Genomic DNA, 25,723 nt, shown 5'->3' on the forward strand with positions numbered 1-25,723 from the left:
GGTGATATTGTTATTCTACGTCGAACGTAACCTGGGACACCAGTCCCGGTCGGTCTTCTTGATCATCCTGATCTTCCTCAGGAGCCACGATCATCCAACAGACCAACTTCACCTCTTCTTCCTCTATCGGCGGTAGTGGGTCAGGAGCCTCGAACGGTTGTAACCCCAATTCCTCGACCTTGTCGACAAGCTCCCGTGACTTGTCGATAGGACCGAGAGACTCGTCTTCGTAAATTTCCCGAAGCTCACGCTCGTACTTCCGGCCCCAAGGAGCCTCCACCGCCTCGACGGTCTCTTGAAGCTCGTCCTGGGTCATATCATCCGGCCAGTGGTCACGAAGATGCTGGCCGACCTCACGGAACAGTCGGCGGATGTCTGGCTGAACATTCAACGGGTCCGTCTGTTCTTGCCATTGGCGATAGATGTCCTCCTGTGCCGTCTCCCACGCACCGTAGATTTGCTCTCGCATTCCATCTGGGAGAGCCCGACCAGTATCACGAGAGCATTCGATACGCTTCAGACAGGTGAGCGTGTCTTGAACGAGATCGTCTTCCCCATCCATCTCGTGTGGGACGAACCGCATGAAGACCTCGTCCCCGACCCGAGCACAGAAGAAATAGCCTGGGTCTTCACCACGGAATCCTGATCCAGCGGCCCACGGAAGCGACGTGATCTGATCCTCGCGCTCCTCCAGTCCCTCACGGAGTTCCTGACGATATTCCTCGCCGGAATACGCCGCCGCTTCAGCCCCGCCTTGTTCGTAGAAGTCCGATTCCTCCCGCTGGATCGAGTCGATTTCCTCGACCTTCTCCGCGAAGTTCTGATTGAGGGTTTCCATATCTGGTATAACGCCCCCACTCACACCAATTGAGCGGGCCGCTTGGGTGAGTTTCTCCCGAACTCGGTGTTCGAGCTCAAGAAGATCATCCAGTCGGTCCTCAGGGAAGAACGAGAATGGGTAGATTTCCGAGTGCGGGGAATTAACGCGGTCGATACGCCCGTTCCGCTGAACCACGCGCATCGGGTTCCACGGGAGGTCGTAGTTGATGACGTTTCGCGCCTCTTGGAGGTTGACCCCCTGACCCAGGACGTCCGTCGCAATCAGAATATCAAACTCGTCAGTGGCGTCCGGTGGGGCATCGCCTGAGTTCGGTGCGAACCCGTGGACGGCTTCCTCGCGTGTGACACCGTACTTCGAGCCGTCGCCGGACACAGCGGCGATGCGACCCTCATAACACGACAAGTCTTCGTCCTCGCTGACAATGGACTCCAAGTACTCGTAAATCCAATCGACGGTGTCCTCGTAGTAGGAGAACAACAGCACCTTACGGTTCTGGCGGAAGGCCGAATCGATGTCCTCGTCAGAGATTTGTCGAGCCTCAGCGTCCTCTCTTGCCGTCTCAACGATGTCCTCAAGCGTATCGCGGAGGGCATGAAGCTTCTCGTCATCGTCTCGGCTGACCGCCTGTGCCCCATCACGCCACCGCTCCAGCATCTCGATGTCGTGTTCCAGGTCAGCCCGAAGCTCGGCGGGATCAGCATCCGCCGCCGCCAGCGAAATATTCCCGTCGCTTGCCTCATCGAAGACTTCCTCCATCCCTTCGTCACTATCCGTTTCAACCCACTCATCAATCGCGTTTGTCTCAGGGAAATAGCCCTCCTCTATGAGTTGGAGTGCAATCTGGTATTGCGAGATCATCCCGTCGAGGGTGTTCTTGAAAGCGTAGCTCGACGACTCGAACCGCTTGAGGAGGCCCGTCCGCAACAGCCCGACCAGTGAGAGTTCCGAAGCGTCTTCCTCACCTTCAAGGTAGTACGATGGCCGGTATCGAGCCAGCGTGAGCTCGGCTTCATCACGGTCGCCAGCCGCCAGCCCTTCCGCGACATCGTGGAAATATTCGTCGCCGAACGTCTCTGTGAAAGTGTAATCGACACGCTGAGGCTTCGGGTCAGGGAAGTTAATCCGAACTTCTCCACCATCGCCGTCGGGCATCGTCGCGTTCTCATAGTGGTTCTTGATGAACCGCCGGGTTCGGCGTACGGTCGTCTGGTCGAGGACATCAAACAGCATATCGGGACTGAGGTCCGACGGGTCCTCCGCCTGGGCTTCCTTGAACTGGTCTCGAAGCGACCGGATACCTTCGTTAGCAAAGGCGGCGTCGTTCCGGATGAAGTAATTCAGGAGGTAGTACAGGTCCCACAGAGAGTTGTTGACCGGCGTGGCCGTGAGCATGACCACGTCCTTCGGCGGATCACCTCGGAGGAGCGTCCGGAGTGCGTGGGATTGCTGGGTTCCGGGATTACGGAACGCATGGGCTTCGTCGATGACGACCAACTGGTATTCGTCGACGGGAAGGCTAAGGTTGTTGGCGTCACCGCCGAGTTGGCTGTCGTTCCGGAGTTCAGCATAGGAGACCGTCTCGAATTGAACGCCCCATTCAGCCGGCTTCTGTGTCCACATCCCGTCCCGGAGATACGCTGGTGCGACGACGAGCGCACGCTGTCGGTTCTCCTGGACGTACTGTTCGAGGAGCTTACCACCGATGTACGTCTTCCCGAGCCCGACCTCGTCAGCAATGATAACGCCGTTGTGTTTGTCGAGGAACCGGTTAGCCCGCCGGACACTGTCTTGCTGGAAGTTGGTGAGGTTGATGGCACCTCCGTCCTCCTCTCGTTCTTCCTCCAGTTCGTCGCCGTATCGCTCGTAGAGTACCCGGAGGTAGATGAGGTGAGGATCGTAGGGCTCGAATCGTTCCTCATAGAGACTGGCGAGGTCGAACGGTTCGCTTTCTTCCCAGAGATCTTCGAACCAGTCGTTGACGCGCTCGGTTACGTGAGGATCGTAGGTACCGAGATTTAGCTCCAGATTCGAGTTTAGTCCCGCGCCGGTGAAGTTCGATGATCCAGCAATCGCCCCCTGACTGTCCGAGAACAGGTATGCCTTCCCGTGGACGAAGCTATCCTCGTGGCGGCGCACCTCAACGCGGTCGCTCCGGAGGAAATCCACGAGTTCCTGAAGTCCTTGGTCAACATCACGCGAGAAGCCAAGCAAGTCCCGGTCGCGTTCGAGATTCTGATCCAGCGTCTGGAGTGCCTCCTCGATGCGCTTGCGTTCGTACGCCTCCCCTCGTGGTTCCTCTGGTTGTCGCCAGCGTTCCTTGCCTTCTTGATCGGGCTGGGCACCGATGAGAAGCCGAACTTGGTCGACGTGTTCCAACCCCTCAGCGACCGAAAAGTATCCGCGCGGGTTGAAGTAGCCGGTGACAATGTCGAGGTCGGGGTCGTTTGCCAGCCGCTCATCCAGATCCGAGAGATAGGCGTTGATAGCGGTGGCAAGTGTGTTGCCGTCTCGGTTGTCGACGACCTGTGGCCGTTCAGTCATCGTTTCTGGTGCCAGCCGCTTGTTCCGCCTCGCGGTTGGCGTGGTCGAGGTCCAGTCGGTCCGCCCAGCTCGCGTAGTAGTCGAGAACACGCTCTAACCGTTCTTCGTAGTCCCATCCATCGTGGAAGGTCTCAAACATGACCTCGACGTGCTCGCGGGTTAGGCCATAGAGGTGTGCGGCCACCGCATCGACTTCATACATCATCTCTTGTCTCCTCTCCTCGGGAATAGAGCCACAGTCAACCCCAACAGCATCACTCCACTTTGAGTATCTTTGATTATTTGCGGCTAAGGCACCTGAGAGCTCGATAATTCTATTTCTTAACTGATGCTCTCCAGATACCCGCGGAACTGGCAATCCTCGTAAGAGATAAAAACTAACATGACTCTCTACGAAAGTCCGGGCACACCAATCGAATGGGATACTTCCCATAATTCCCATAAGATACGCTTGATCTTTCTCGTCCCCTTTCGGCCAAATTAGATATGGGGCTGTATCCAACATAGCGACATTTGGAGGGACCAGAGCGGGAATGACTGTCCTCGTGTTGGTTTTATTTGTTGAATCTCGGAACACTACCCGGGACGAATAGCATGGAAGGGTTGATTTGTCATATACCCAGTCTTCGGGCATATCAGAGAAGGGCGAACGGCTACCCGCGTACTCGTATGAAGTCTCTCTTTTTTCCTGTAAATAGTCATATATCAAGTCCGGATCACTCCAAACACTGACCTTTGATTCATCATATTTCCAGAAGTCGATACACTTTCCTCCGACAACTGGAATGAAATCATCCTCTGGCGGTGACTCTGACCTGTGTAGAAGGGTAGTCCCGTCGTCCAAAACTTCATCCTCATAAGGAGCTAATTTGAGCGGAGTGACTGGGACGGCTCTCCAATCCCCGTCTTTGTAATCAAATTTCTTGTTATTAGATACCATCCTATCGAATACATCAACAGCCTCTTTTGTTGGAGGTAGTGGGATAACTAAAGCCGAATTTAGACTTCGAATAGTCTCTAAGTCAAATTCGTGAGGTGGGTTTTTGATCCCATCCTCATATTCCTCAAGTGAATAAAACGGTCCCTGTAGCGGGACTACGTCAGTCGGCTCTCCAGTTTTTTCGTAACAAGCCAGTGCGATTGTTTTCTGGCCATGTACGGACTCAAACACCCAATTATTATTATTTACTAAGACAGTAAGGTCATCTATTCTATAGTTGTTGAATAAATCTTCTCTAAAGGCGGTAGTATTGTCTCCAGAAAATGCGGTTCTTGGAACTACAGCACCAACATGGCCATTATTTCCAACAAGTTGATTGAATCGGCTTAGGAAGGACACAAATAATTCTGGGGCGGAACCACCTCCAGAGCTACTCTCATACGGTCCAGATTTGATTATTTCGGCTGTCTTTTGTTTTCGTTCTTTTTCAGTTTTATATTTCTCCAAAAGTTCGGGACGATCATCAACTATGTCATCACGCAATTCTTTTTGTAGCTCATCGGATTTAGCCTGGAAATTTGGGATATATCTGGCCCAAAACTCCTTTTCTTCCAAAGTAGCTTCCTCCCACGGAGGATTCCCAATAATAGTGTCAAACCCATTATTTTCTCCAGTGAATAACTCTGGGAAAGCGATAGGGAAATGGAGTGGATCCGTAGAGTCCAAAACTTCCTGAGCTCTCTCATAACTGGGTAGATCAGTTACACTATCAACACTTGTATCCAAAATGCCCTCCGTATCAATATCATCATCCACCCTGGATGCGGCAAGTATATCGAAGCGTGCTTCTACCTGAGCAAGCTTTTCCTCAATATCGGCACGGGTTTCTCTGGCCTCTCGTACTTGTTCAGCGTCACTGTCCGCGCGACGACCGATCTGTTCAATCTCGTCACTGATCTCGTCCATCGTATCTTCAAGTTCAGGAAAAAGACCCCAGCCAATACGTGATGGATCAGCACCGAATTCCTCCGCAATTTCATCTAAGGTTCCAATCCCAGCGAGTGAGTCGCCTGTAACGAGGTTATAATCTAAGAATGTGAGGGGAAGACCAGGCACAAAAGTATGCACCCAAATAGACAGCCGAGCTAATTCAGTAGACAGTGGGTTCAAATCCGCACCATAAATACACCTTCGAGCAACCTGGCGGCGTAGGAGTTGTCCCCGCTCGATATTTGGAGCGTATTCCTCGTTATCAAAGGCGTTGAGTGCTGTATCTTCCAGATTGTCGAGCTCCTGTTGAACCGGTGTGAGCGGATTCTCAGTTAGATATTTATAAAGCTTCGATTCAATTCGGTCAACGGCACCAACCAGAAAGTGCCCTGACCCCATAGCAATGTCCGAGACACGGATGTCGAAAAATGCCCTGGCGGCGGCATTTTCTCCTTCTTCTTCTCTGAGGCGCTCAATGCGCTCGATGTGATCGTCAAGCGCGGGGTCAAGAGAGTTGTTTAGTAAATGTTCAACGAAGCGAGATTTAGTATAGTAGGCCCCAGTAGCTTTTCGTTCACCAGATTGTCCGTGGAGATAGACTTCACCCTCCTGAACAACAACATCTTGGCTATTGTCGCCGAGAGTTTGCTGACCCCCACTTTCGACCGGTTGATAGTGATCTTCCTCGTCAGTTGTAAGAGGTTGTTCCGCAACAGAAAGTTCTGATTCAAGAAGCCCCTCGTAGATCACACCAAACTCACGGACACCGATATTTCGAAAGTCTACGGGACCTTGGTACCCGTCCTCGTTCTCGTCAATGAGTAATCGGAAAAGAACGGGTCCGAACTCAGCGTTGTTCAACCGAATATCCGCGAGCCTTGCGCCCGCCTCAGAGACATCAGCGTCTTCAGAGAGAATCCTCCCTTCGTACGCTGGCAAGCCAAGTTCCTCGTGTCCATTGTGAATCGCCCGCGAAAGACGCATTACATCGTCCCAGTGATCGTAGAAAGAATCGTCAAACTCACGACCTTCTTGAACGAGATCGTGGAGATCGTGAGCTTTCTGTTTCAGTGAATGTTGATCGTAGCGACCGTTGCGCCGGCGTGGAAGGAACTCCTCATCTTCGGCATAGGCAATGAACAGGAGCCGATAGAGGAGAAACAAAGCCATTTCATAGGTCTGGTCGAGTTCCTCCTTCGTTGGATTGTCAATATCTCTTGCGTCCGCAATAGCTTCCGCAAGGTCAGGGATGACATCGTCATAGATACGGTCACGAAGGCGTCCTCCGAGGTCGGAGGCGTACTCCTTCGAGTCCTCCATAATCTGATGAAGAGCACCATCATCGCGGAGGGCATTCGCCGAGAACAACAGCCAGAGGTACGCCGCCTTCTCGTCGGCCAGGAGGTTCGTGTTCACCTCAACGTAGGTGTCGGTGCGGCCGCGAGAGCCGAAGCCAGCCTCCGGGTTCGTCGTGTACAGTCGAAGCGTGTCACCGCTACTTCCGATAACGTAGTCCAGGTTTCGCTTGTCGGCTTCGTTGAGGGCGTACGCTACTGGGGACTTGTTGACGAAGCGATCCTGTTTGTGGTCGAACGACTCGTCCTCCTGAAGGAACATAGCGACCGCCCGCTCGTGGCCGTCACTGGTGTCCTTAAGAACGTAGCTCTGGTCTGTAAGCCGGTCAATCTCGTAGTTCAGGCCTTCCACTAAGTCTCGCGGGTCGTCCGTGAGGGCTTGTTGAGCGCGTTCGGTAGCTTCTTCCCAATCATCGCGGTCCGGAACACCGACCCTGAGTTCGTGCGTTGACAGAAGGCCCTGATTCCGTAGACCGGCCAATTCCTCGTCAAGTTGTGGGAGCGTGTTTGTGAGAAAAGCCTGAGCAACGTGTCGATCTGGCTTTTTCAGGGCGGCATCACAGACGCGCTCGGCTTGGCCACGGTCGACATTATGGAACACGGGTGGGTCTTCGCCACTCGGCCCGCACAGGCCCACCTTGTCATCGTAGAGCGCGACCACGAGAATTGGGTTTACACGTCCGCCCCGGCGGTCGGTGTAGGTTCGCTGGAGGAAATCTTTGTTCGGGCGTTCTCCGTGATTAACGACTACAATCTCTAATGCACTGGATCCTTCGCCTTGATAGAACTCAAATTCGGCGTCCGTCCTATCGTAGGACCATGGACGTCCGCTACGAGACTGGAGAAAACCTGATGGCATTGTAACAACCGTTGAGTTAAAGTCTGATATAGTTTGGTGGTCAAACTCACCTACGACGATACAATTCACCATTAAATCGGACATAGGATTTCTCGAGTAGATGTCGCTATTGATATCTTTGGCTAAGATATCTGAATTGACCCAGCGACCTATCCATCAGGTTCAAGCTGTATATAAATCTATGTGTTTCCCTCCCACGGTAATTTGATATGTCTGGGCAATATTTGTCTGTGTACAAGACAGGCCATGCCTTGGGGGCCAACTGAAATTGGCCCACCATACAGGGTGAAACCTCCCTACACAGTCGCAACTGCGGCTGTGTGGACAATCACCCATGGCCTACGACATTTCCTTCCGAAGCGGATTCGAGACGGTGTTCGAGACGTTGAACAGCGAGGCCGTTTCCCAAATTCAGAAGAAGCTTCAACGTGTCGCTACTGCGGAGTTCCGGTCGCCCATGGATTGGGATTACCAGACGTGGAACGGTCAGTCTGACGGAAAGTATAACTGGGGCTCTTACCGTGTCTTCGTCGACATTGTCGAGGAAGAGAACGAGATCGTTGTCCACGAAGCTCGCCATCGCGAGAATCTCTATCGGTAACGTTGAGGGACAGGGCTGGATTAACCCATGAGGTTCGCAAAAGCTAGTGCTTTCTACGGTACCGTATAAACCGCACCCGTTCATATACTCAACCGCTGCCGCAGAAAGTATACTCAAAATTGGCATCTAACCTGCATTGTGATAGCATCACAAGACCCGCAACGATTTCAATGGGCCTCGGAGTTTGTCACAAACACACGATTGGCTAAAGATTCATGCCTGCACAGATATCAGCAGTGGAATCGTGACCGACCGGAGATGAAGAATGTCAGTGTCTCCGTAGAGATACGCCTACAAGTCCTGTGGCATCACTGTCTGTCGCTCATTCGCTTCGGCTCGGCGAGCGGCGTCCTCAAGTAGTTCTTCAACCGTTTCGTCCAGAGCTTCGTAGAAGTCCGCCGAGATTGGGTGGTCGTTCACTGTCTCCCGTACGCCAGATTTGACTATCAGATCAGTCATACATTCAGAAAGCGAACACTCGAACAATTAAATATTGTCGACTCACTCCCTAAGCTTCAGATTCAGCGGTAGGGCACATCACAGGGTTAGGTCAGCAATCGTCCAGTCGGTGGGCAAGTCGCCGTCAATCCCTTCCTCAGTCACGATATCTCGAATCCGTTTCTCGACATCCGCGTCTAACACAAACTCGTAGTCAAGGTCCTCCTGCCACTCCCAGTACCGTGGAATTGTCGGGCTAAATTCGCTGACCGCACCGGCGGGAGCATCTAACAGGTACCGTGGTCCCGAGATCTTGCCAGACCGATATGGGAGCGTCTGTCGAACTGCTTCGTCATTGATCAGTTGCTCCAGCAGTTCTATCGCTGAATGCTGGTCGGCGTAGAACGCGTGTTCGAGCATCGCATTCACGAGTGGAAGACCTGTTGAGGCGTGCTGATGGATGTTGTCCGCAACCGAGTGGTCAGGATGCCCGATTCCCCAGCCGTACGGATGAAGTGCCTCTCTAATGAAATCGTATCCATCTCCCTCAATTTGGTCGAGAATCGAACTGAAGAACGCCAGAGCGGGAACGGGAATAGCATCGACACTATCCGACAGTCGGGTACGGATGAGGTAGCGACCAGTGACGTTCTGGAGGATTGTCGTCACGTGTGGGAATCCATCAGTTGTCTCTGGATGGTATGCGTTGAGAAACTCTTCGAGGATCTCCCACCCTTCGGTCTGTATTGCGTCGTCAAGCACGGTGATGAGTCGTTCTCGATAGGCTCTTGAGATACGACGGTAGCGGTCGGATTCTCCGTCCTCATGTGCGGTCGATAACCGCGTTTCGTACGTTGCGACTGCCCGTGTGAGGGCGGTCACATCTCCGTCGTCAGCGCTCGCTAACTGTTGATCAAGCTCATCCAGTTCAATTTTGTCAGGGCGGCGGTCTGTTGTCATTACTTGTCCTAACACCAACTGGGGCGTAATGTTTGTGTCACAGAATGACGACAATCACGTATGGCCGAGACATATGCTCTCAGCATCCACGTTGAATCCTACGAGTTCAGCGGAGAATTCTATCTGGTCGGCGACAGATACGACACAGGTGGAGAAGTGCTGAAACACGTGGCAACCGAGCATATCTTGGCGATGAAGCAACGCCCACACGCCGCCGAGTACCTGCTTGAGACGCTTCAAGAGGGCGAGAACGTGAGCAAGTCCGAGTACGAGCAGGCAGAACCAGATGTCTCCTGTGGACTCCACTTCGATGTTGACCACCAGCAGTTTCGATTCTGGGTCGGCGACTACTCCGTCGACATTGGACGGCAGCCGACAAAGAGCGACCTTCGCTCAATCGCTGACGACATTCCAATGTAGTCCTCCCTGTTGGTATGTTACCCCAGCAAGGACAAGTATCCCACCTGCATAGAGAGAATTGAATGCGTCTCTCATTCGATGATGGCACGCTTTTGCTTGAAGACGCTCCTGACGCTGTGCCGTATGCCGAATGGGATGATCGCGTCGACGAGTATCGGGCGCAAGCGCAGCACTATCGTCCCATTCGAAAGTGGGCAACCCAGTCCGATGGACAAGTGACCCTCGAAGAATCCACGGCGACTGTTGATGAGATAGAGGACGACGCTCGTGCCTACTCAGACTTCTATCTCACACCGTCTGTCGCTATCGAACCACGGGAGTACCAGCAAGACGCTCTCTCGGCGTGGCAGGACAATGGCCGACAGGGGAGTGTCATTCTTCCAACAGGGAGCGGGAAGACGTTCCTCGCCGTCCAAGCTATCGCGGACGCGGGCGTGAGTACGCTCGTAGTCGTGCCAACCATCGACCTGATGAACCAGTGGCACGCGACTCTCACCAACGCTTTCGGTGACCAGCTCCCAGACGGCGTGGGCGTTCTCGGTGGTGGCAGCCATAATATAGCGGACATCACGGTGACAACCTACGACTCTGCCTACCGCTATATCAACGAGTATGGCGATCAGTTCGGGCTTCTCGTTGTAGACGAGGTACACCACTTACCAGCGCCGACATATCAGCAGATCCCCGAGATGACGATTGCACCGTATCGACTCGGACTCACAGCTACGTACGAGCGTGCCGATGGAGCACACGAAGAATTAGAGGACTTGCTTGGAACGGTTGTCTATCGCGAGGCGGTTGATGAACTTGCTGGGGAGTATCTCAGCGAATACGAGACTATTCATCTCCAAGTCGAACTCACAGACGAGGAACGGACAACGTACGACGAGGAGTACCAGATATACCGTGACTACGTGGACAGCCACGATTTCGAGCTCTGGAAGGAGAACGGATATCAGGAGTTCCTCAAACGCACGTCGTATGACCCGCAGGGACGACGGGCGCTTATTGCCAAGCAACGGGCGGAAAACATCGCCCGTACTGCTGCAAAGAAACTGGATACGCTCGACAATCTGCTGAAGCGACACTACAACGACCGAACCATTATTTTCACCGCCAATAACGAGTTCGCGTACGAGATCTCCCAAGAGTTCGTCGTGCCCTGCATCACCCATCAAACTGAGACTGACGAACGTACAGAGATATTGGAGCGGTTTCGAACGGGTGAGTACTCGATGTTGGCTACGTCACAGGTACTGGACGAAGGGATAGATGTCCCCTCTGCGAATGTCGGAATTATTCTCTCTGGAAGTGCCTCGAAACGGCAGTATGCGCAACGGCTAGGTCGGATTCTCCGGCCGACGGACGACAGGCAACCCGCCCGTCTCTACGAGATTATTGCTGAAGACACGGTGGAAACATATGTTTCTGAGCAGCGACGACAGGGGGTGGCAACGAATGCTGACAGCTAATCTTGCACGCTCACGGACACACGAGGATACTATCACGCCGTTATTCATTGACGCCAGCGAGCAACAGTATCGAGAGACGGCCGAGGAACTCATTCAGATTTTTGAGGCCCATCTCGGTGAACCGAAAGGTGATCTGGAGGACACTATTGACCAACTCACCATCGCAGATACGGACTACAAGGTCGTCCAAGGGCTGGCGAAACTGCTGAAAGATGAGTGTGAGTTCGAGACGGTTGCTCCAGTTGAGCCACATGAGATTCGTCAGCGATTGTTCGAGAAGGCAAATGAGTCGTATCCGATTGTTCGCCAGCCCACGCTCGGTGAGGACACGCAGAAGTTAGAAGTGTACAGTTCCGTTGCTGATGCGCTGGGTATCACACTCGAAGAGTGCCACCAGGGGATGTACGCCGACTTGGAGGAACACAAACGACTTGTTCGGTTTGGACACCGTGTTTCCGATGAATGCCAAGATGCAGAGGAGTCATCGACTACGACTCAACTGACGGGAGATAGTGAGGAATCATATGCAGCGGATACAATTACGCCTGACTGGCTTCTCACCCGTTATAATCTGGCGTTAGCACAGGCTGTCCTCTACGATGCGACCGAGATGCGGGTGCGGGTCTGGGACTCGTTTGCGACGGTATTCAGTTACGTGAAGTTATTCGGGTTGATGCACCGCATCTACCCAATCGACAGCAACGGCAAACGCGTGAGGAGTACCGATGCAGCAGACGGATACGAAGCTATCTTAGATGGGGCGGCGTCCCTCTTTTCGAAATCGCGGAAGTATGGGATACGGATGGCGAACTTTCTGCCAGCACTGCCGTTATGTGATCGGTGGGAGATGGAGGCCGACATTCTGGATGATGGGGGTGGATCGACGACTCAGACGCTTTCCTTTGCGCTTGATGACACTGACGACCTGTCTTCACACTACGCTGCGCAGAGCGATTTCGACTCTGACGTAGAACGGACACTCGCCCAGAAGTGGGACCGTGCGAACACGGATTGGGAACTCGTCCGGGAAGATGACGTGCTGGACTTAGGTGCAGAGGTTATGCTCCCTGACTTCGCTATTGAACATCCAGACGGCCGGCGAGTTATATTCGAGATTGTTGGCTTCTGGACACCCGAGTATCTTGATGAGAAGCTGGCGAAGATACGCGAGGCGAACCGAGATAATCTCATTGTTGCTGTATCTGAGCGCTTAGACTGTTCATCTGGGGATTTCGATGGAATAGATGACCGTGTGCTATGGTTCAAATCGGGGATCCACGTCTATGATATTGTGGAGTTGGCTGAGAAGTATGCCGTCGAGGCCCTGCCAGCCGAGTAGGTCGGTCTGTCTCGTTTCACCGTGTTCCCTGTGGGTTCTAATCACGGAGTGGAAGAATTCAAAAAGCGGTCAGCTTATGAATGAGTTGACGCCGCAAGAAGTCTGTCGGGCTTCAGTATCTGCGTACGTATAGGACTGATTTGAGTATAACTCATAGCGAGAACGTGGTAGGCTCTGGAAGCCCAATGAATCGATAAGAGTGGAAGATGGGGAATAGAGCGCGTGAAGAGGGTATGACAGAGGGAACTTGGCGGTCGCCAGCCACAGAGGGTCAGTTGGGGAGTGATGAGGCAAGCGTGTCGGATATTTTTCCGGGACTGCTCCGACCGGCGGCTACCTGCATATACTGGCCAGTGGATAATCAAGCCCCACAGAGTGTTTCTGACTCTGAAACACTCCTTCTGGGTCGGCTCTTACCAAGCACAGCGAAACAGCCGAATTCCTCTCTGTATTGCTCGTGAGCCAGTCCAAAATTTTGTGTTCCTCTGTCGGGTGAGAGGATGACTGACCTTTCACTCGGTACGTTCGGAGACGGAGACAGCGCCGACAACGACCTCGATCCAGATGCCGCAAGCATCGCCCGATGTGCGACGACGTGTCGCGCTCCTGATCGCGACGACAGCAGTTGGGTCGCCCCGGACGAGGACTGGGGGCTGACAACGCAGCGGCCGGCGTCGTCAATCAACACGTCAGCTGGTCGAGCAACCAAACAGCAAACCCGGTGGGTCGTCGGCGGGGACATCGGAGACTACGTTGAGCAGTACGCAACTGGCGACCTCCTGCAAATCCCAAACACGTACGGCGAGTTCGACTCTATTGACACCCGAGTCACATTCGTCGACGGACTCGCTGACAGCTACGGGTACGGCATCGACGCCCAAGCACTGGAAAAGGCATTGCGAGTCCTCACTGGCGGTGGCCGATACACTGCGTCGCAATATACCGCTATCCCGTGTGGGAAACAGCCGTGGATTCTGACGGGTCCAGAAGGGACGCTCTTGTGCAGCTGTATGCCCGTCGAGCGACCGGAGAACCCATACACGAGAGAGCTTCGGACGCCAGAGACAACCCTACAGATCGAGGAACAGAACCAAACAGTCCGCACGGGAGCCGCTGAGTTTGCCCACCTGCTATCCGACGCTCTCGGTGTCGATATCGAGGGTGTAGAGCACGCAACAGTACGCGGGCAAACCCAGCACTCGTTCATCGGCGAGGAGGACAAGTTTTCGATCAAGGCTAGTGACTTAGCACAGTTGCACGGGTTAACATCCGACCCATCCATCATCCAGGCGGGGATAGGCCATGGAGTCCAGCCCCCCAGCGGTGGCGACCCAATCTCGGTTGAGTGGGACGGGCCGGAGCATCCGGTTGGATATCTCGACGAGGGAGACGTGATCGCCGGCTACGAGTTTACGTGGGAACAACCTGAAGAGTCGCTGGAAGACGTTGCAGTCGTTCGCGAGTACCGGATCACACGGAACTACTCGCGGTGGACAGTTGACTACCATACCCATCGACTCGCGGCAGTCGTCCCCTGACCGGTCGTCGTGAGTAAGGCGACCACATTCATGACGACAGTGTCAGTACAGATGTACGATTATCCGCCCAGTCAACTCAAATTCCCAGTACCTCGAGCATTACTCAATACCGGTTCAGCAAACCGGGAAGTATTAGTCTCACACTTGCACGCCATCCAATATGGGAGCTGATACTGATGATGAAGTTCGTTCTGAGCGATACGACATCCACAACTACATCAAGGAAGTACTTGATAAGAGCGAGTTTGACGCTGATGAGAACCCGCTTGAAATGTCCGACGTGATTCGCGCAGCGGCTTCTCGCTACGTGGTGGAAGGCAACAGCGACGATATTGCAGACTACGAGTATCACTACATCACGGCAGTCAGGATCGCCGATAACATCTCGAGAAGTTCGAGCGTGTACAAGGAGACTGCGCGGGATATGTACAACGAGTTTGAGGAAAGCCACGATGACCTCAATGACGAGGAAATCGAAGCTATGGCCGAGGATGCGGGGAAGTTTACCATCGGAAACAACCTCACGGTGACGTACTCAATGGCGTACGAGCTACTGGACGACTTAATGGAGGAAGCAATGCCGCTTATCCTGCCCGAGGAAGACCGGAAAAAAGCAGGAGGTACTTTGAAGAGTCAAGTTAACGAGTACTTCTCGAAACAGCAGTTATTGGGTCAATGTGGGGTGGTGAGTGAGGAGACAGCGAGTACGATTCAACATATCGGGGGTATTCGCCACGATGTTGTTCACGATGTAGAAGAGCGGTTCACGCTCGACACACTTGACGGAGATATGGATCGTATCGACGAGATACCGGGAGCAGTGAACGAGGTTTATGAGTTGGTTTACGGAGAGCCGGCATACCAGTACGTAGACGAGTAGTACGCACACCAACAGAGCAGCCCTTCCACCCTGATGGATACAGAATCGTATTCACACTAAACGTCCCATCGACGCCGCCAACGGCATATTTTGTGTGCCCTCCGGCAAGTGGAGGGAAATCGAAATGTCACAGTCTACAGCGGCCAGTAGCACCGAAGCAGCAACCACCGACGCCGAAACGAGCGTGCCAGAGACGCCGGCGGACGGTGACGCAGAACTCGACACTGCGGACCTCCTGTCGCTCGATGCCCCGCAGCATCTTCGGATCAGCGGCGAGGTCCAGTTGTTTGAGCGGATCTTCGCGGCGGCTGGCACGGTCACAGACAAGACGCGACTCGGGATTGCAGAGTCGGGAATCGCCATCCGGGCGGCCGACCAGCAGGGGCACGCGATGGTTGACCTGCGTGTCTCTGCAAGTTCGTTCAGCTCCTTCGATGCAGGGAGGGGGACACTGGGAGTGGACGTCGGTAGGGTTCGGGATGCACTCTCGGTCGGCGATGCAGGCGACCTTGCACAGTTCGCACTCGATGCAGCGAATAGCACACTGGAAATCAATATCGACGGGATAACGCGCACCATCGAGCTTGAGGCGGTTGAATCGCTCCGCTACCCTGTCGAGATGCCAGAGATAGACATCCCGGCAACCGTCCATCTGAGTCCAGATGACATCTCGCTCGGTCTTGAGGCAGCGGATATGCTTGCCGACCGGTTTGACCTCTCTGTTGACTCCGATACCGGAGAAATGCAGTTCGCCGCAGACGGTGACACTGACAGCATGACCTACCGGTGGGACGACACCGATCTCATCGCCTTCGAGCCTGCGGATGTCGAAGTGAAACTTGACTCGTCGCTGGTCAAATCGGCGAATGCTGGCCTGCCAGACGGCACGAATCGGGTTCTCCATATCGGAGACTCAGTCCCGCTCGTGCTGAAATCGGAGTTCCCCGACGCCGATGGAGCGATGCAGTTCGTGATCGCACCGAAGCTCCCGAACTGACTCGGCTCCCCGTGGTTTTGCGGAAACGGTGGTGTGTCCTAACCAACAGCGACCGCAATACTTCGCAGTTGTTGGTTAGCGCTGATTTTGTGTCTCCCCGGCTGGGTGAGGGGATTTTCCTCTATGGACCAGACCGTTCCAGACTACGAACGCTTCGAGCGCGAACAGATCGCACAGGACCGTGACCGACGGCGTCTCGATACCGTCGAGATCGACGAGCCACGAGGCCGTGAGGTGGTTACCAGTCTGCTTGACGAGGGCGTCGTTGAGCCAATTCCAGAACACGAAGTCTTGCAGCACGTTCCGTCCGGGCAGTGCTTTGACTCCGACATGGCGCTGGTGTACTTCCACAAGGGATGGGAGGCTGGTACCCAGGAGTAGCCGACTCGCAGGCTAACCAACACAGTGCCCCATATTCCACTCAGTGTTGAGGGTGTCATAGAACGATTACCACACCAAAGAGCAGGGTAAACGCTGAGGTGGTATGAGTTCAGCGACCCTGCAAGATGATGCTTCGATAGAGACCTTCTTCAATGTCGCGGAGACCGAAACGCTAGCGTTGTTTGAGCATCTCTCCTTCGAATTTCTCGCAGAGTTCGACGTGTTCGCCCCGGCGCAGACGGGGCGAACACGAGAGCACGAGCCACCAGAGATGATGCGTGGCTTCCTCCACTGCTACTACCACGATATCTACGGTATCCGTCCCGTTGAACGAGAGCTTCGGAACACGGTTGTCTGGCTGAGTTGTGGCTTCGATCGACCGCCGTCGAGAGACGCGGTCGATCGTTTCCTCACTGACCTCGAACACGTCGTTGACGATGTCTTCGACCGACTCGTCGAGCAGGCCGCCCGGCGCGGCCTGCTCGACGTGACCTACTGCATTGATTCAACCGACGTGAGGGCGATGCCCGCTGATTCAGATGCGTCGAAGTGCTACGATCCAACCGCTGAAGAGTACTACCACGGCTACGGCTGCACGATCGTCTCGACCGGCTCAAAGATTCCAATCGCAGCAGAGTTCACAGAGAGTAAGCAAGCGCCGGAGGAGACGGCGATGCGCGTCACGCGTGACGCGCTCGCCGTCGATACACCGGTCTGGATGCTCGGTGACAGCGCCTACGACACGCTCGACTGGCACGACCACCTGCTGGCCGCAGGGGTCGTGCCAGTCGCTCCGTACAACCCACGAAACACTGACGACCCGAAAGACATCGAGTACAGAGTCGAAGATCGAATCGAGGAACACAGTGAATGCATTCAATTGAAGCAATCGACGCTAGACGAGACGTATAACCGCCGGACAGGAGTCGAACGAACCAATGAATCAGTCAAGGACTGCGGCCTCGGGCGAACGCACGCCCGAGGCCGCGTCCACGCACGAGCGCAAGTGTTTCTTGCGCTGAGCCTTCGCCTCGTCGTCGCAATCACAAACTACGAACGCGGAGACAATCCGGGAAGTACCGTGATCACGGTGTGAGAACTCTTCTATGACACCCTCCTCAGTGTTGGTTAGCGGCAACGTTCCTGCTCTGACGCGGCGTGCTGGCGCGTCCCGAGAGTTGATACCCCATCAGAATTTTCCAAAGCGTATGGACCGCACCGACTGGCCGACACCCGGCCCGAACGAGCCTGTCCCGGCATGGGACGAGTACCGGCAGCTGCGCGAGGCCGTCCACGACTACCTCGATCACGAGCCAGAGGACCCAACGTGGGCGGACATTTGGAAAGCGCTCGGCGCGATCATGGGCGAATACCAGCGCGATGCGTTCGTGCAAGCCTTCGACCTCGATGCGCCTACCGAGACAGCCTGCATACGGCGTCTCATTACGGGCGACGACGAGTGCCCCCACTCGCCGCTTGACGCCGACAGCGACCCAAAGGGGCCGCCTCACAGCCCGCCAGCAGACGACCACTCGACACTCTGGCTTGACGATGGCGAGCCGGCGTTGTACTCGATGCACGTCTATCCGGGAAATATCGAGCGATTGGATTCCACAGAGCCGCCCCACAATCTCTGGTTCGACGTCTTCGAGTTCGCTGCCGAGTGGGGACTAGAAGTCTCTGTCCTCCCGAAATCGTGGTACAACCTTGGCTCGGCTGTCCACATCGTTTTCTGCCCGCCGGAGCGGTACAGGTAGCCAGCTCACTCTGCTCTCGCTCAGTCAGCCAGTCGATTTTCTGTCCCCCCCAGTGGAGGTGCGGGGGCGTGCCCGAGAGCGCGTCCCGAAGATAGACCAATGTCAACGATACAGTCAGACACGCCAGAGCAGTCGTCCAGCCAGCAGACCACTTGCACCTTCGACGAGTCCGACTCCCGGGACGAGGAGATGCGCGACCAACTCGATGCGTGGGTCGAGGACCTCGCCGACCTCACGAACGAAGCGCAGACCAGTGAGCAGTTCCAGCAGTGGCTCGATGTGCAGAGCAAGTTCCACGATTACTCGGCCCGGAACACGCTACTCATCAAGCTCCAGTGTCCCGAAGCAACCCGAGTCGCCGGCTACAATACGTGGCAAGACGAGTTCGACCGCTACGTCCAGCAAGGCGAGGACGCGATCTGGATCTGGGCTCCGATTATCACGAAGAAGTGCCCCGAATGCGGCAACTCGCCGTCGTATCACGAGAACACGGATTGCGAGTACGATGAAACGGACCCCGAGCAGTGGCGGCGGGGACTGGTCGGGTTCCGGCCAACGTCGGTGTTCGATATCTCTCAGACCGAGGGCGAGCCACTTCCCGAACTGGAGACAGAAGCTCACGGCGACCCGGATGGACTTGTCGAGGATCTGTTGGACGCCACCGACGAGATCGGCGTCGACGCGAGAATCGTCGCCTCGGAGGAATGGGAGCATGGGTCTGCACGGGGTGTCTGCGAGCGTCGGAACGTCATGACCACGAATCCGATGGTGGAGGCAGTTGACCGGGACAATCGGGCCGCCCTCGCGAGTACACTGATTCACGAGTTCGCTCATGCAGAGCTTCACTTCGATGTCGATGATGAGGCGGAGCGGTCGAAGCGTGAGGTCGAGGCTGAGGCAGTCGCCTACGTGGTCAGTCGTCACTTCGGGCTGGACCCCGACAACTCGGCGTTCTACCTCGCGGCGTGGGACGGCGACGCACCGGAGACGCTGCGGGACCGGCTGGACCGAATCTCGAAGACGGCTGCGAGGCTGATCGACGCCGTCGAAGGTGCCAGCTGAGACGGAGCGGTGTCTTTCCAGACGTGCTTGAGAGCCGTATTTTGTGACTCCCCTGATGGGCGAGGGAGTCGAATATGCGTTCCACAGCAGCGTCAGGTGGCAGTCCTGTCGGACAGTTTCTGAGTGTCTTAGCAGAGTTGCGTGACCAGATTGGAGGGCCGTACTACCTCGGAGATGTCAACGGGCGGTTGGACTGGCCCGACCGAGGAGTGTACTTTTTCGTCTCGCCAGCAAGCGACCTTCGGGCAACGACAGCGGTCGACTGGCGACTCTCGCGGATCGGCACCGTCGGCATCAGTACCGGTTCGTCGAACACGCTCTGGAACCGACTCCGGCAGCACCGAGGCAATGTTCGAGGGAAGTACGCCGGCGGTGGCAACCATCGTGGCTCAATCTTCCGTCTCCACGTCGGACGGGCACTGATCGAGAAGCACGGCTGGCACGACGAGTTTCCCCACTGGGGCGAACCGAATCCCGACGAGGGAACAACGACTGTTCGCGAGCAGGAACATGAACTCGAACAGCGCGTGTCGGAGTACATCCGGGATCTGCCGTTTCTGTGGGTTGACGTTCCGGGCAAGCCCGGACCAGAGTGCGACAGGGCCGAGATTGAGTCAAATACCATCGCGATGGTGTCGAGGTATCGTCGATCTGCAGGACCGTCAGACCTCGATTGGCTTGGATATCACTCGCCGAAATCTGAGGTGTATCAGTCTGGACTGTGGAACGTGCGACACGTTTCTGACTCGTTCGACCCTTCGGTCGTGGACCAGTTGTCGGCGTATATCTCGTCAACGAATGCGCTGGATCATCAATCGCGGATCTGAGGGCAGGTTCCGCAGCGAGAACTCAGTACGCTCGGCTATGAGTCCGTAGGCAACCCCACTCAGTGGCGCAACCACAGGAACCCACGCCAGTACTGATATGAACGGCTCCACCGAGGAGGCCTGCCAGATTCCAGCGTACATCAAAATCATGTAAACGGATGCAGCAGCTGTCGACAGTCGCCATCGGACTCCCGCCACGAGCCCAGCCAGTGGGAGGCCATAGAACGCTACATCACCCGCAAGCGAGGGCAAGGGAATGGCGACAGCAATCGCACAGAGATATCCCAGAAACATCGCTGTGCCTCCGATAGATGCGACGAATAGCCGTCGCCATCCAGCACGCCCGTCGGTGTCGTCCTGGACGGACTGCTCGTCGCTTTCCTCGGTCGTCGTGGTGATTGCAAGAGGACTCTTCGACTGTGTCTGAATGTGGCTGGGCTCCGAACGAGGGCCATTGCGAGACTGCCCGTTGCCCTCCGTTTCGCCCTCGACTTCCTCGGTGATCGGGACTTCGCTCTGCAACGCAAGCACTCTGTGGGAGTCCGTTTCGGGACTGCTTGCTGGCTCTTGGTTCGCTGACTCTGGCAGATTTAAGCGTCCCGTCTGCTTGATATCGATTTCGCAGAACGAGCACACTGTCAGCAGGTTCGTGGTCTTGTTTGTCCCGCCGTTCTCGGCGGGGATTCGTCGCACGACCTCCAAATCCTCCGCGGGGAACCGCGTCCCGCAGTTGGTGCAAGTGTTGTTGTCCAACTGCTTCCGGAAGACGATCCGGTACGCCCAGTCTGGTGGGTAGTCACCCCGGTAGTTGTCAGGGTCGTCGTACTGCGATTCGATGCCTTCCTTCATTCTGATGGACACTTCCGCTCGTCTCCGTATTTAAGTCGCGGGGTCGTTTTGTGCCGCGCCTGCCAGCTGGGCGCGCCGCTGGGCGCGCTCGGTGTTTTCCATGTCCTCTGAGGCGCGACACTCTTGGTCAGCGGCGGCTGTCGGCGATGCACAGCAGGCTGAGTACATCGGGTTCCTTCACCGGGAGCCGTTCGTAATCGATGCTTACCGGCTTGGATTCGCCGTCGGCGTTCGCGAGGACTACACCTACCAGTCCTCGCTACGGAACGTCGACGTCCCGATTGAGATTCTAGACAACGATTTTCGGAATCCAGACTTGGACCGGTACATTGAGCGCTTCGAGCAGTACGAGCCGTCAGTCGGGATGCTCGGGGACGCATACGACCGGCAAGAAGCGCGCCGGTACAACCAAGCCGCACGGGAGCTGAAACGGAAGTTTCCGGGGACGGAAGCTATCATCGTCCCGAAGTGCCGCGACGCAATCGACGTGATCGACGAAGACATGATCTTGGGCTATCCGATGGGCTACTCCGACCAGACGGCCGACGAGTACACGGATATTGTGGACTGGCGGGGGCGGCGCGTGCATCTGCTGGGGGCAAGTCCGACGAAGCAGTATCCAGTGATCGAGGAGCTAACACAGCCGCGTGTGACCGGTGAGGAACCAGCCGATATCGTTGGCGTCGACTGGAACGGGGTTCATCTGGCGGCGCTTCACGGCGAGTACTTCTCACCACACGGCTACGGCAATGCAGACCACCTCTCGATCCGGGAGACGGTTCGAGAGAGCCTGCGACACATCAGGTCCTACTGGAAATCGCGGGGGGTGTGGCCGACTACGGAGAAAGACCGGAGCCCGCTAACAGCGGAACCGATGGACCCTGTCTGGGCTGCTGACGGGTCGAGAGCGACTGTGAGTGGCCTTGAGGATGCGATTGTCGTCGAGTACGAGAACGGACAGACGCTCGCGTACCGAAGTCAACACGAGCGAGACAGAGTGGAATACCGGGCAGGACTCACTCCCAGTGAGGTCTACGGCTAGAGCCGAACGTGTCGTCTCAGAGAGTTTTGTGACTCCCTTTCTGGGTGAGGGAGATACAGATGACGACCACACAGACTGAGCGGACTCGTGGCCGCTTCGTACTGATTGGATGCGGCGATGCGAAAACCGACCAGCCAGTTGCAGTTCGCGATCTCTACACTTCGTCGTACTTCTCGGTCAAACGATCGTATGCCGAGGCAGCTGTCCAGTGGGCTCGAACTGCTGACCGACGAGCGAACACCTGGGCGGTTCTCTCTGCAGAACACGGGATCTTGATGCCCCGGCAGACGGTCGCCCCGTACGATACGACCATTGAGGACCTGCGCGGCGAACCCATCGAGGGAGAGCCACATTACCGGCTGCCGTCAGGGGAACAGGTCGAAACCCGCCTTGACCGCTGGGCGCTCCGTGTCCACTCATCGCTGGGCGATTGGCTCCGGCGGCCATACGCTGCCGATCAGCAGGAGTCCCCCTGCCGGGAGTTGGTTGTTCTGGCCGGCAGCGACTACGTCGACGCGCTGCGTGAGCGCGACATCTTCGATGGCCGACCAACTGCGATTCGGGCTGGGCGAGACACCTACACTGCTCTTCCCCCGAAAGCGACAGTTCGCTTCTCCTTCCAGGAGCGTGACTTCGACGGGATGTTCGACCAGATGGACTGGCTTTCAGACCGCGTCGAAGAACTCTCGGCAGCAGCGGCTCCAGCCCGACGATCAGAACTCTCGGCCTTTGACGGGGGCTTCGAGCGCGACTCTGCTACGTGGCAAACAGGTCACAGTGGCGTCGACGTCGAGGGGACTGAGCAGGCAGGGCTGGATGCATTCGAGAACGTCCCCGAACGGTTCCTTGCCACGAGACAAACGAGTCTTGCGACCGACGGCGGGGAGAGAGAACAGGATGGATAGCGTGCAAACCCGCGATATTGAGCGTGCAGCGGATATCCAAGTTTGGAGTCTAGACCTGGGAGGTAATCACGAGCAGACCCCTAATGGGGGATTTCACACACACACCAGATTTGGAGTCGAGATATCTTAATATGAGTGTGCTTGAGTCCCGCGCTTACGGAAGCTGTACTTACTGTGCTGTCTCATCTTTCTCTTCCTTTCACATTCTAGTTAGACTAGACTAGAAGGAGACACCAGATTTGGAGTCCAGCCACATCCGTAAACATGCTTCGAGAGTCTGTCCCCAGCCTCTCGCGCTTCTGGACTCCAAATCCGGTGTGTGTGTTGACCGCTTCTTACCCAACTCCTAGAATAGACTTCAGATATAGACACCCAGTATCGACTCCTATCCAATCTTCCACAGAGATGTCTCATCAACAGCAGAATCTGAGGACCTTTTGACTGCGTTTTGATGGCATATGATACAACCACCCAGTACACTCCAAATCCAGTGTGTTCCGATAGATTTGGAGTCAATTGAATATCCAATAGAATTAGTGATGAGGAGCTAAAACTACTATCTTCACTCCAAACTAGGTCCATAGGTTTTTGTGCCATCAATAAGATATGCGAGATATGCCAGATGCAGGGGACCAAGGGGGCGACCCCCTTTTCGACGCTCCTGTCGTGGAGCATCGGAACGAGATTTTCAAGAACCGAGACCTCGTCGACACGGATCACGTCCCTGACGCCGACCGCATTATAGGCCGTGACGAACAAATTGAACAGGTAGCTCACGAGATTGGGGCTCTTGTTGTTGGTGAACCGGCCAGCTCGGTGCTGATCTTCGGAAAAACGGGAACAGGAAAGTCGCTTGTCGCTAAACATGTAATGGGCAGGGTCGAAGCAGAGGCTGACCGTCGTGGTGTCAGTGTTGGAACTGCCTATATAAACTGTTCACAAACTGACGGTCCTGCCCGAGTCCCGCGCAATATTGGCCGTCGCATCAACCCTCCTGAAAGCGGCGTCAAATTCCCGTCCCGCGGTATTTCGACTGATGAATACTATGAGCGGCTATGGTCGATCCTTAACCAGCACTACGATGGTGTTGCCATTACGCTCGACGAAGTCGACAGACTTCGCGATGATTCCCCACTGATGATTCTTTCTCGGGCTCGAGAAAATGGTTCAATAGATATACCCATTAGTATCGTGGCAATCTCGAACAAGATCGACTACCGGAATCAGATGAACGAGCGGACAAAAAGTTCGTTCGGCCATCGAGAGTACGTGTTTGACCCATACGATGCCAACCAATTACGGGAGATTCTTAGGAACCGATCAGACGCCTTCCACGAAGGGGTGATTGAGGAGGGAGTCATCCCCCGGGTGGCAGCTCTCGCTGCGAAAGAACATGGCGACGCCCGAAAGGGCATTGAACTGTTGTTTTCACTCGGCAAATACGCCATACGAAACGGTTATGATACTATCTCAGAAGAAGATGTTCCAAAAGTACGCGAGATGGCTGAAGCCGAACGGCTTCGCGACCTTATTACGGGCTTGCCAGCCCATTCCCAGCATGTCATCGGAGCACTTGCAGCGCTTACAATTAGTAATTCTGATGAAGGGTGGTTCCGGACCTCGAAGGTATTAGATGCATATAAAAAACTCTGCAATGAGCACGCTGTCGATCCAGTCACCCATGAGCGTGTGAGACAACTTTTGGAGGAACTGTCATTTCTTGAAATCACCGAGTCACGGAACCAACACCAAGGGAGCAAAGGACAATTTAACGAGCACACGCTCAATAAACCCCCAGAGATTATCAAGCAAATCTATAGAGAGACAGCACCGTGAGCGACTGTGGCTGAACCTCTTGGGTCTCCTCAATAAGCACGCTCACTGACCGGTTGTTTCAGCCAGCTGGATGAATAAAGAAGCCGTATTCACAACGCTTAATCAACACCCCCTTAGTATCATCGGGCCTGTTGCTTAAATCCTTGAGCTGAGTGATTTTCTGTTCCTCTGGCGGGTGAGAGGATGACGGAAACTGATCCGACTCAGACGCAGGACGGACAGCCAGACCAGCAAGCCGGCTTCGACTTCAGCAAGCCCAGTCAAGAGCACGAGATCGAAGTGTCGTATTCGTGGGGGTATGTCGACACCATCTACATGGACGACGACGGTGAACTCGTCCGCGCACAGGATACCGACGGTTACTACCGCAACGACGAATCGTTCGAGTGTACCTGCGGGGAGACATTCGGTTGCGAGAGCAAAGCAAAATCCCACATCCGAAGCGAGGGCTTCCGAGGCCCGCCGGTGCCGGTCGCCTGCTATCCAGAAGCATTGCGCTGGGACAACGAGCCGATGACCGACTTCGGGGGGAATGTGGAATTCATTCCAGACGTAACGAACACCGCCGCCAAAGTTGTCGACGGGGCTGACTACCTGATCGCTACGGCCCGGACGACACTGACGCCGCCAGCGGATCATGAGTTCGATAGCTGGGAACCACTGCAATCTGGCCGCCTGTCGAACCACAACGGCGATCCATTGTTCTCGGCGCGGATCTTGTCGAAGGCTATCGCGACGCTTTCGACCGGACATCAGTACATTCCGGACCGCTACACCCTCTACTTCAGGGGGCACACAGCACTGTATTTGGAGGGGCCGAGCGACGGCATCATCATCGCTGAACGACTCCCCGGCCTCGACTGAGACGGCGGTTTTCGGTTCCTCTGGTGGCT

21 protein-coding genes are annotated in these 25,723 nt (G+C 55.3%); 16 read left to right on the plus strand and 5 right to left on the minus strand.

Going from position 1 to position 25,723, the window contains the following annotated elements; genetic code table 11:
- Positions 1 to 10 precede the first annotated feature (10 nt).
- Both Har1131_RS17960 and Har1131_RS17965 read right to left on the minus strand, forming a co-directional pair.
- The gene (locus tag Har1131_RS17960; RefSeq protein WP_064287900.1) at positions 11 to 3,382 is read right to left on the minus strand and encodes a helicase-related protein; all 3,372 of its coding nucleotides are present in this window, start codon (positions 3,380 to 3,382) and stop codon (positions 11 to 13) included.
- Positions 3,375 to 7,526, minus strand: coding sequence for an Eco57I restriction-modification methylase domain-containing protein (locus Har1131_RS17965; RefSeq protein ID WP_064287903.1), 4,152 nt, complete (start codon positions 7,524 to 7,526; stop codon positions 3,375 to 3,377). The genes Har1131_RS17960 and Har1131_RS17965 overlap by 8 nt, the downstream gene beginning before the upstream one ends.
- A 334-nt stretch (positions 7,527 to 7,860) precedes the next feature.
- On the opposite strand from Har1131_RS17965, the gene Har1131_RS17970 reads away from it, so the two are divergent.
- Complete coding sequence (locus Har1131_RS17970; RefSeq protein ID WP_064287901.1) at positions 7,861 to 8,127, plus strand: type II toxin-antitoxin system RelE/ParE family toxin; 267 nt, start codon at positions 7,861 to 7,863, stop codon at positions 8,125 to 8,127.
- 291 nt (positions 8,128 to 8,418) lie between these two features.
- Here the strand turns inward: Har1131_RS17970 and Har1131_RS17975 are convergent, their stop codons facing one another.
- Entirely contained in the window at positions 8,419 to 8,586 is a 168-nt protein-coding gene (locus Har1131_RS17975; protein ID WP_064288231.1) for a hypothetical protein, read from the minus strand.
- Positions 8,587 to 8,664: 78 nt separating this feature from the next.
- A complete protein-coding gene (locus tag Har1131_RS17980) occupies positions 8,665 to 9,525 on the minus strand; it encodes a hypothetical protein (RefSeq protein ID WP_064288230.1) in 861 nt (286 codons plus the stop codon).
- 60 nt (positions 9,526 to 9,585) lie between these two features.
- Between Har1131_RS17980 and Har1131_RS17985 the strand changes: the two genes are divergently transcribed.
- The 11 genes from Har1131_RS17985 to Har1131_RS18035 all read left to right on the plus strand — a co-directional run bounded on the left by Har1131_RS17985 (position 9,586) and on the right by Har1131_RS18035 (position 20,198).
- Positions 9,586 to 9,945, plus strand: coding sequence for a hypothetical protein (locus Har1131_RS17985; protein WP_064288229.1), 360 nt, complete (start codon positions 9,586 to 9,588; stop codon positions 9,943 to 9,945).
- Positions 9,946 to 10,007: 62 nt separating this feature from the next.
- Complete coding sequence (locus tag Har1131_RS17990; protein ID WP_151147893.1) at positions 10,008 to 11,417, plus strand: DEAD/DEAH box helicase family protein; 1,410 nt, start codon at positions 10,008 to 10,010, stop codon at positions 11,415 to 11,417.
- On the plus strand, positions 11,404 to 12,756 hold the full coding sequence (locus Har1131_RS17995; RefSeq protein WP_151147895.1) for a DUF790 family protein: 1,353 nt from the start codon (positions 11,404 to 11,406) through the stop codon (positions 12,754 to 12,756). The genes Har1131_RS17990 and Har1131_RS17995 overlap by 14 nt, the downstream gene beginning before the upstream one ends.
- Positions 12,757 to 13,256: 500 nt before the next feature.
- Positions 13,257 to 14,294, plus strand: a complete 1,038-nt coding sequence (locus Har1131_RS18000) for a hypothetical protein (protein WP_151147897.1) — start codon at positions 13,257 to 13,259, stop codon at positions 14,292 to 14,294.
- A gap of 160 nt (positions 14,295 to 14,454) precedes the next feature.
- On the plus strand, positions 14,455 to 15,174 hold the full coding sequence (locus Har1131_RS18005; protein ID WP_151147899.1) for a hypothetical protein: 720 nt from the start codon (positions 14,455 to 14,457) through the stop codon (positions 15,172 to 15,174).
- A gap of 124 nt (positions 15,175 to 15,298) precedes the next feature.
- The gene (locus tag Har1131_RS18010) at positions 15,299 to 16,171 is read left to right on the plus strand and encodes a hypothetical protein (RefSeq protein ID WP_151147901.1); all 873 of its coding nucleotides are present in this window, start codon (positions 15,299 to 15,301) and stop codon (positions 16,169 to 16,171) included.
- Between the two features lie 123 nt (positions 16,172 to 16,294).
- Positions 16,295 to 16,552, plus strand: coding sequence for a hypothetical protein (locus tag Har1131_RS18015; RefSeq protein WP_151147903.1), 258 nt, complete (start codon positions 16,295 to 16,297; stop codon positions 16,550 to 16,552).
- 103 nt (positions 16,553 to 16,655) lie between these two features.
- Positions 16,656 to 17,648, plus strand: a complete 993-nt coding sequence (locus Har1131_RS18020; RefSeq protein WP_151147905.1) for a transposase — start codon at positions 16,656 to 16,658, stop codon at positions 17,646 to 17,648.
- Between the two features lie 112 nt (positions 17,649 to 17,760).
- Entirely contained in the window at positions 17,761 to 18,309 is a 549-nt protein-coding gene (locus Har1131_RS18025; RefSeq protein WP_151147907.1) for a hypothetical protein, read from the plus strand.
- Positions 18,310 to 18,408: 99 nt separating this feature from the next.
- Positions 18,409 to 19,371 carry an ArdC-like ssDNA-binding domain-containing protein gene (locus tag Har1131_RS18030; RefSeq protein WP_151147910.1) on the plus strand — a complete coding sequence of 321 codons (963 nt, stop codon included), beginning with the start codon at positions 18,409 to 18,411 and terminating at the stop codon, positions 19,369 to 19,371.
- A gap of 74 nt (positions 19,372 to 19,445) precedes the next feature.
- The gene (locus Har1131_RS18035) at positions 19,446 to 20,198 is read left to right on the plus strand and encodes a hypothetical protein (RefSeq protein ID WP_225308173.1); all 753 of its coding nucleotides are present in this window, start codon (positions 19,446 to 19,448) and stop codon (positions 20,196 to 20,198) included.
- On the opposite strand, the gene Har1131_RS18040 is transcribed toward Har1131_RS18035, so the two are convergent.
- Positions 20,163 to 21,047, minus strand: a complete 885-nt coding sequence (locus tag Har1131_RS18040) for an HNH endonuclease (protein WP_151148473.1) — start codon at positions 21,045 to 21,047, stop codon at positions 20,163 to 20,165. The genes Har1131_RS18035 and Har1131_RS18040 overlap by 36 nt on opposite strands.
- A gap of 100 nt (positions 21,048 to 21,147) precedes the next feature.
- On the opposite strand from Har1131_RS18040, the gene Har1131_RS18045 reads away from it, so the two are divergent.
- From Har1131_RS18045 to Har1131_RS18060, 4 genes are all read left to right on the plus strand, one after another.
- Positions 21,148 to 22,089 carry a DUF6610 family protein gene (locus Har1131_RS18045; protein WP_151147912.1) on the plus strand — a complete coding sequence of 314 codons (942 nt, stop codon included), beginning with the start codon at positions 21,148 to 21,150 and terminating at the stop codon, positions 22,087 to 22,089.
- 59 nt (positions 22,090 to 22,148) lie between these two features.
- Positions 22,149 to 22,994: a DUF6884 domain-containing protein gene (locus tag Har1131_RS18050; RefSeq protein WP_151147914.1), complete on the plus strand. Its 846-nt coding sequence runs from the start codon at positions 22,149 to 22,151 to the stop codon at positions 22,992 to 22,994.
- A gap of 615 nt (positions 22,995 to 23,609) precedes the next feature.
- Positions 23,610 to 24,830 carry an orc1/cdc6 family replication initiation protein gene (locus tag Har1131_RS18055; RefSeq protein WP_049909352.1) on the plus strand — a complete coding sequence of 407 codons (1,221 nt, stop codon included), beginning with the start codon at positions 23,610 to 23,612 and terminating at the stop codon, positions 24,828 to 24,830.
- A gap of 183 nt (positions 24,831 to 25,013) precedes the next feature.
- Positions 25,014 to 25,694, plus strand: coding sequence for a hypothetical protein (locus tag Har1131_RS18060; RefSeq protein WP_004966221.1), 681 nt, complete (start codon positions 25,014 to 25,016; stop codon positions 25,692 to 25,694).
- Positions 25,695 to 25,723 lie beyond the last annotated feature (29 nt).

The sequence above is a fragment of the Haloarcula sp. CBA1131 genome, from assembly GCF_008728975.1.
Classification (GTDB): Archaea; Halobacteriota; Halobacteria; order Halobacteriales; family Haloarculaceae; genus Haloarcula; species Haloarcula hispanica.

Bases quoted from the DNA above. Each gene is read 5' to 3' on its own strand.
- Har1131_RS17985 (WP_064288229.1), top strand. From the start codon at position 9,586: ATGGCCGAGACATATGCTCTCAGCATCCACGTTGAATCCTACGAGTTC.
- Har1131_RS17960 (WP_064287900.1), bottom strand. From the start codon at position 3,382: ATGACTGAACGGCCACAGGTCGTCGACAACCGAGACGGCAACACACTT.
- Har1131_RS17970 (WP_064287901.1), top strand. From the start codon at position 7,861: ATGGCCTACGACATTTCCTTCCGAAGCGGATTCGAGACGGTGTTCGAG.
- Har1131_RS17965 (WP_064287903.1), bottom strand. From the start codon at position 7,526: ATGCCATCAGGTTTTCTCCAGTCTCGTAGCGGACGTCCATGGTCCTAC.
- Har1131_RS18020 (WP_151147905.1), top strand. From the start codon at position 16,656: ATGAGTTCAGCGACCCTGCAAGATGATGCTTCGATAGAGACCTTCTTC.
- Har1131_RS17990 (WP_151147893.1), top strand. From the start codon at position 10,008: ATGCGTCTCTCATTCGATGATGGCACGCTTTTGCTTGAAGACGCTCCT.
- Har1131_RS17980 (WP_064288230.1), bottom strand. From the start codon at position 9,525: ATGACAACAGACCGCCGCCCTGACAAAATTGAACTGGATGAGCTTGAT.
- Har1131_RS18050 (WP_151147914.1), top strand. From the start codon at position 22,149: ATGACGACCACACAGACTGAGCGGACTCGTGGCCGCTTCGTACTGATT.
- Har1131_RS18025 (WP_151147907.1), top strand. From the start codon at position 17,761: ATGGACCGCACCGACTGGCCGACACCCGGCCCGAACGAGCCTGTCCCG.
- Har1131_RS18055 (WP_049909352.1), top strand. From the start codon at position 23,610: ATGCCAGATGCAGGGGACCAAGGGGGCGACCCCCTTTTCGACGCTCCT.
- Har1131_RS17975 (WP_064288231.1), bottom strand. From the start codon at position 8,586: ATGACTGATCTGATAGTCAAATCTGGCGTACGGGAGACAGTGAACGAC.
- Har1131_RS18015 (WP_151147903.1), top strand. From the start codon at position 16,295: ATGGACCAGACCGTTCCAGACTACGAACGCTTCGAGCGCGAACAGATC.
- Har1131_RS18035 (WP_225308173.1), top strand. From the start codon at position 19,446: ATGCGTTCCACAGCAGCGTCAGGTGGCAGTCCTGTCGGACAGTTTCTG.
- Har1131_RS18060 (WP_004966221.1), top strand. From the start codon at position 25,014: ATGACGGAAACTGATCCGACTCAGACGCAGGACGGACAGCCAGACCAG.
- Har1131_RS18000 (WP_151147897.1), top strand. From the start codon at position 13,257: ATGACTGACCTTTCACTCGGTACGTTCGGAGACGGAGACAGCGCCGAC.
- Har1131_RS18030 (WP_151147910.1), top strand. From the start codon at position 18,409: ATGTCAACGATACAGTCAGACACGCCAGAGCAGTCGTCCAGCCAGCAG.
- Har1131_RS18010 (WP_151147901.1), top strand. From the start codon at position 15,299: ATGTCACAGTCTACAGCGGCCAGTAGCACCGAAGCAGCAACCACCGAC.
- Har1131_RS18040 (WP_151148473.1), bottom strand. From the start codon at position 21,047: ATGAAGGAAGGCATCGAATCGCAGTACGACGACCCTGACAACTACCGG.
- Har1131_RS17995 (WP_151147895.1), top strand. From the start codon at position 11,404: ATGCTGACAGCTAATCTTGCACGCTCACGGACACACGAGGATACTATC.
- Har1131_RS18005 (WP_151147899.1), top strand. From the start codon at position 14,455: ATGGGAGCTGATACTGATGATGAAGTTCGTTCTGAGCGATACGACATC.
- Har1131_RS18045 (WP_151147912.1), top strand. From the start codon at position 21,148: ATGTCCTCTGAGGCGCGACACTCTTGGTCAGCGGCGGCTGTCGGCGAT.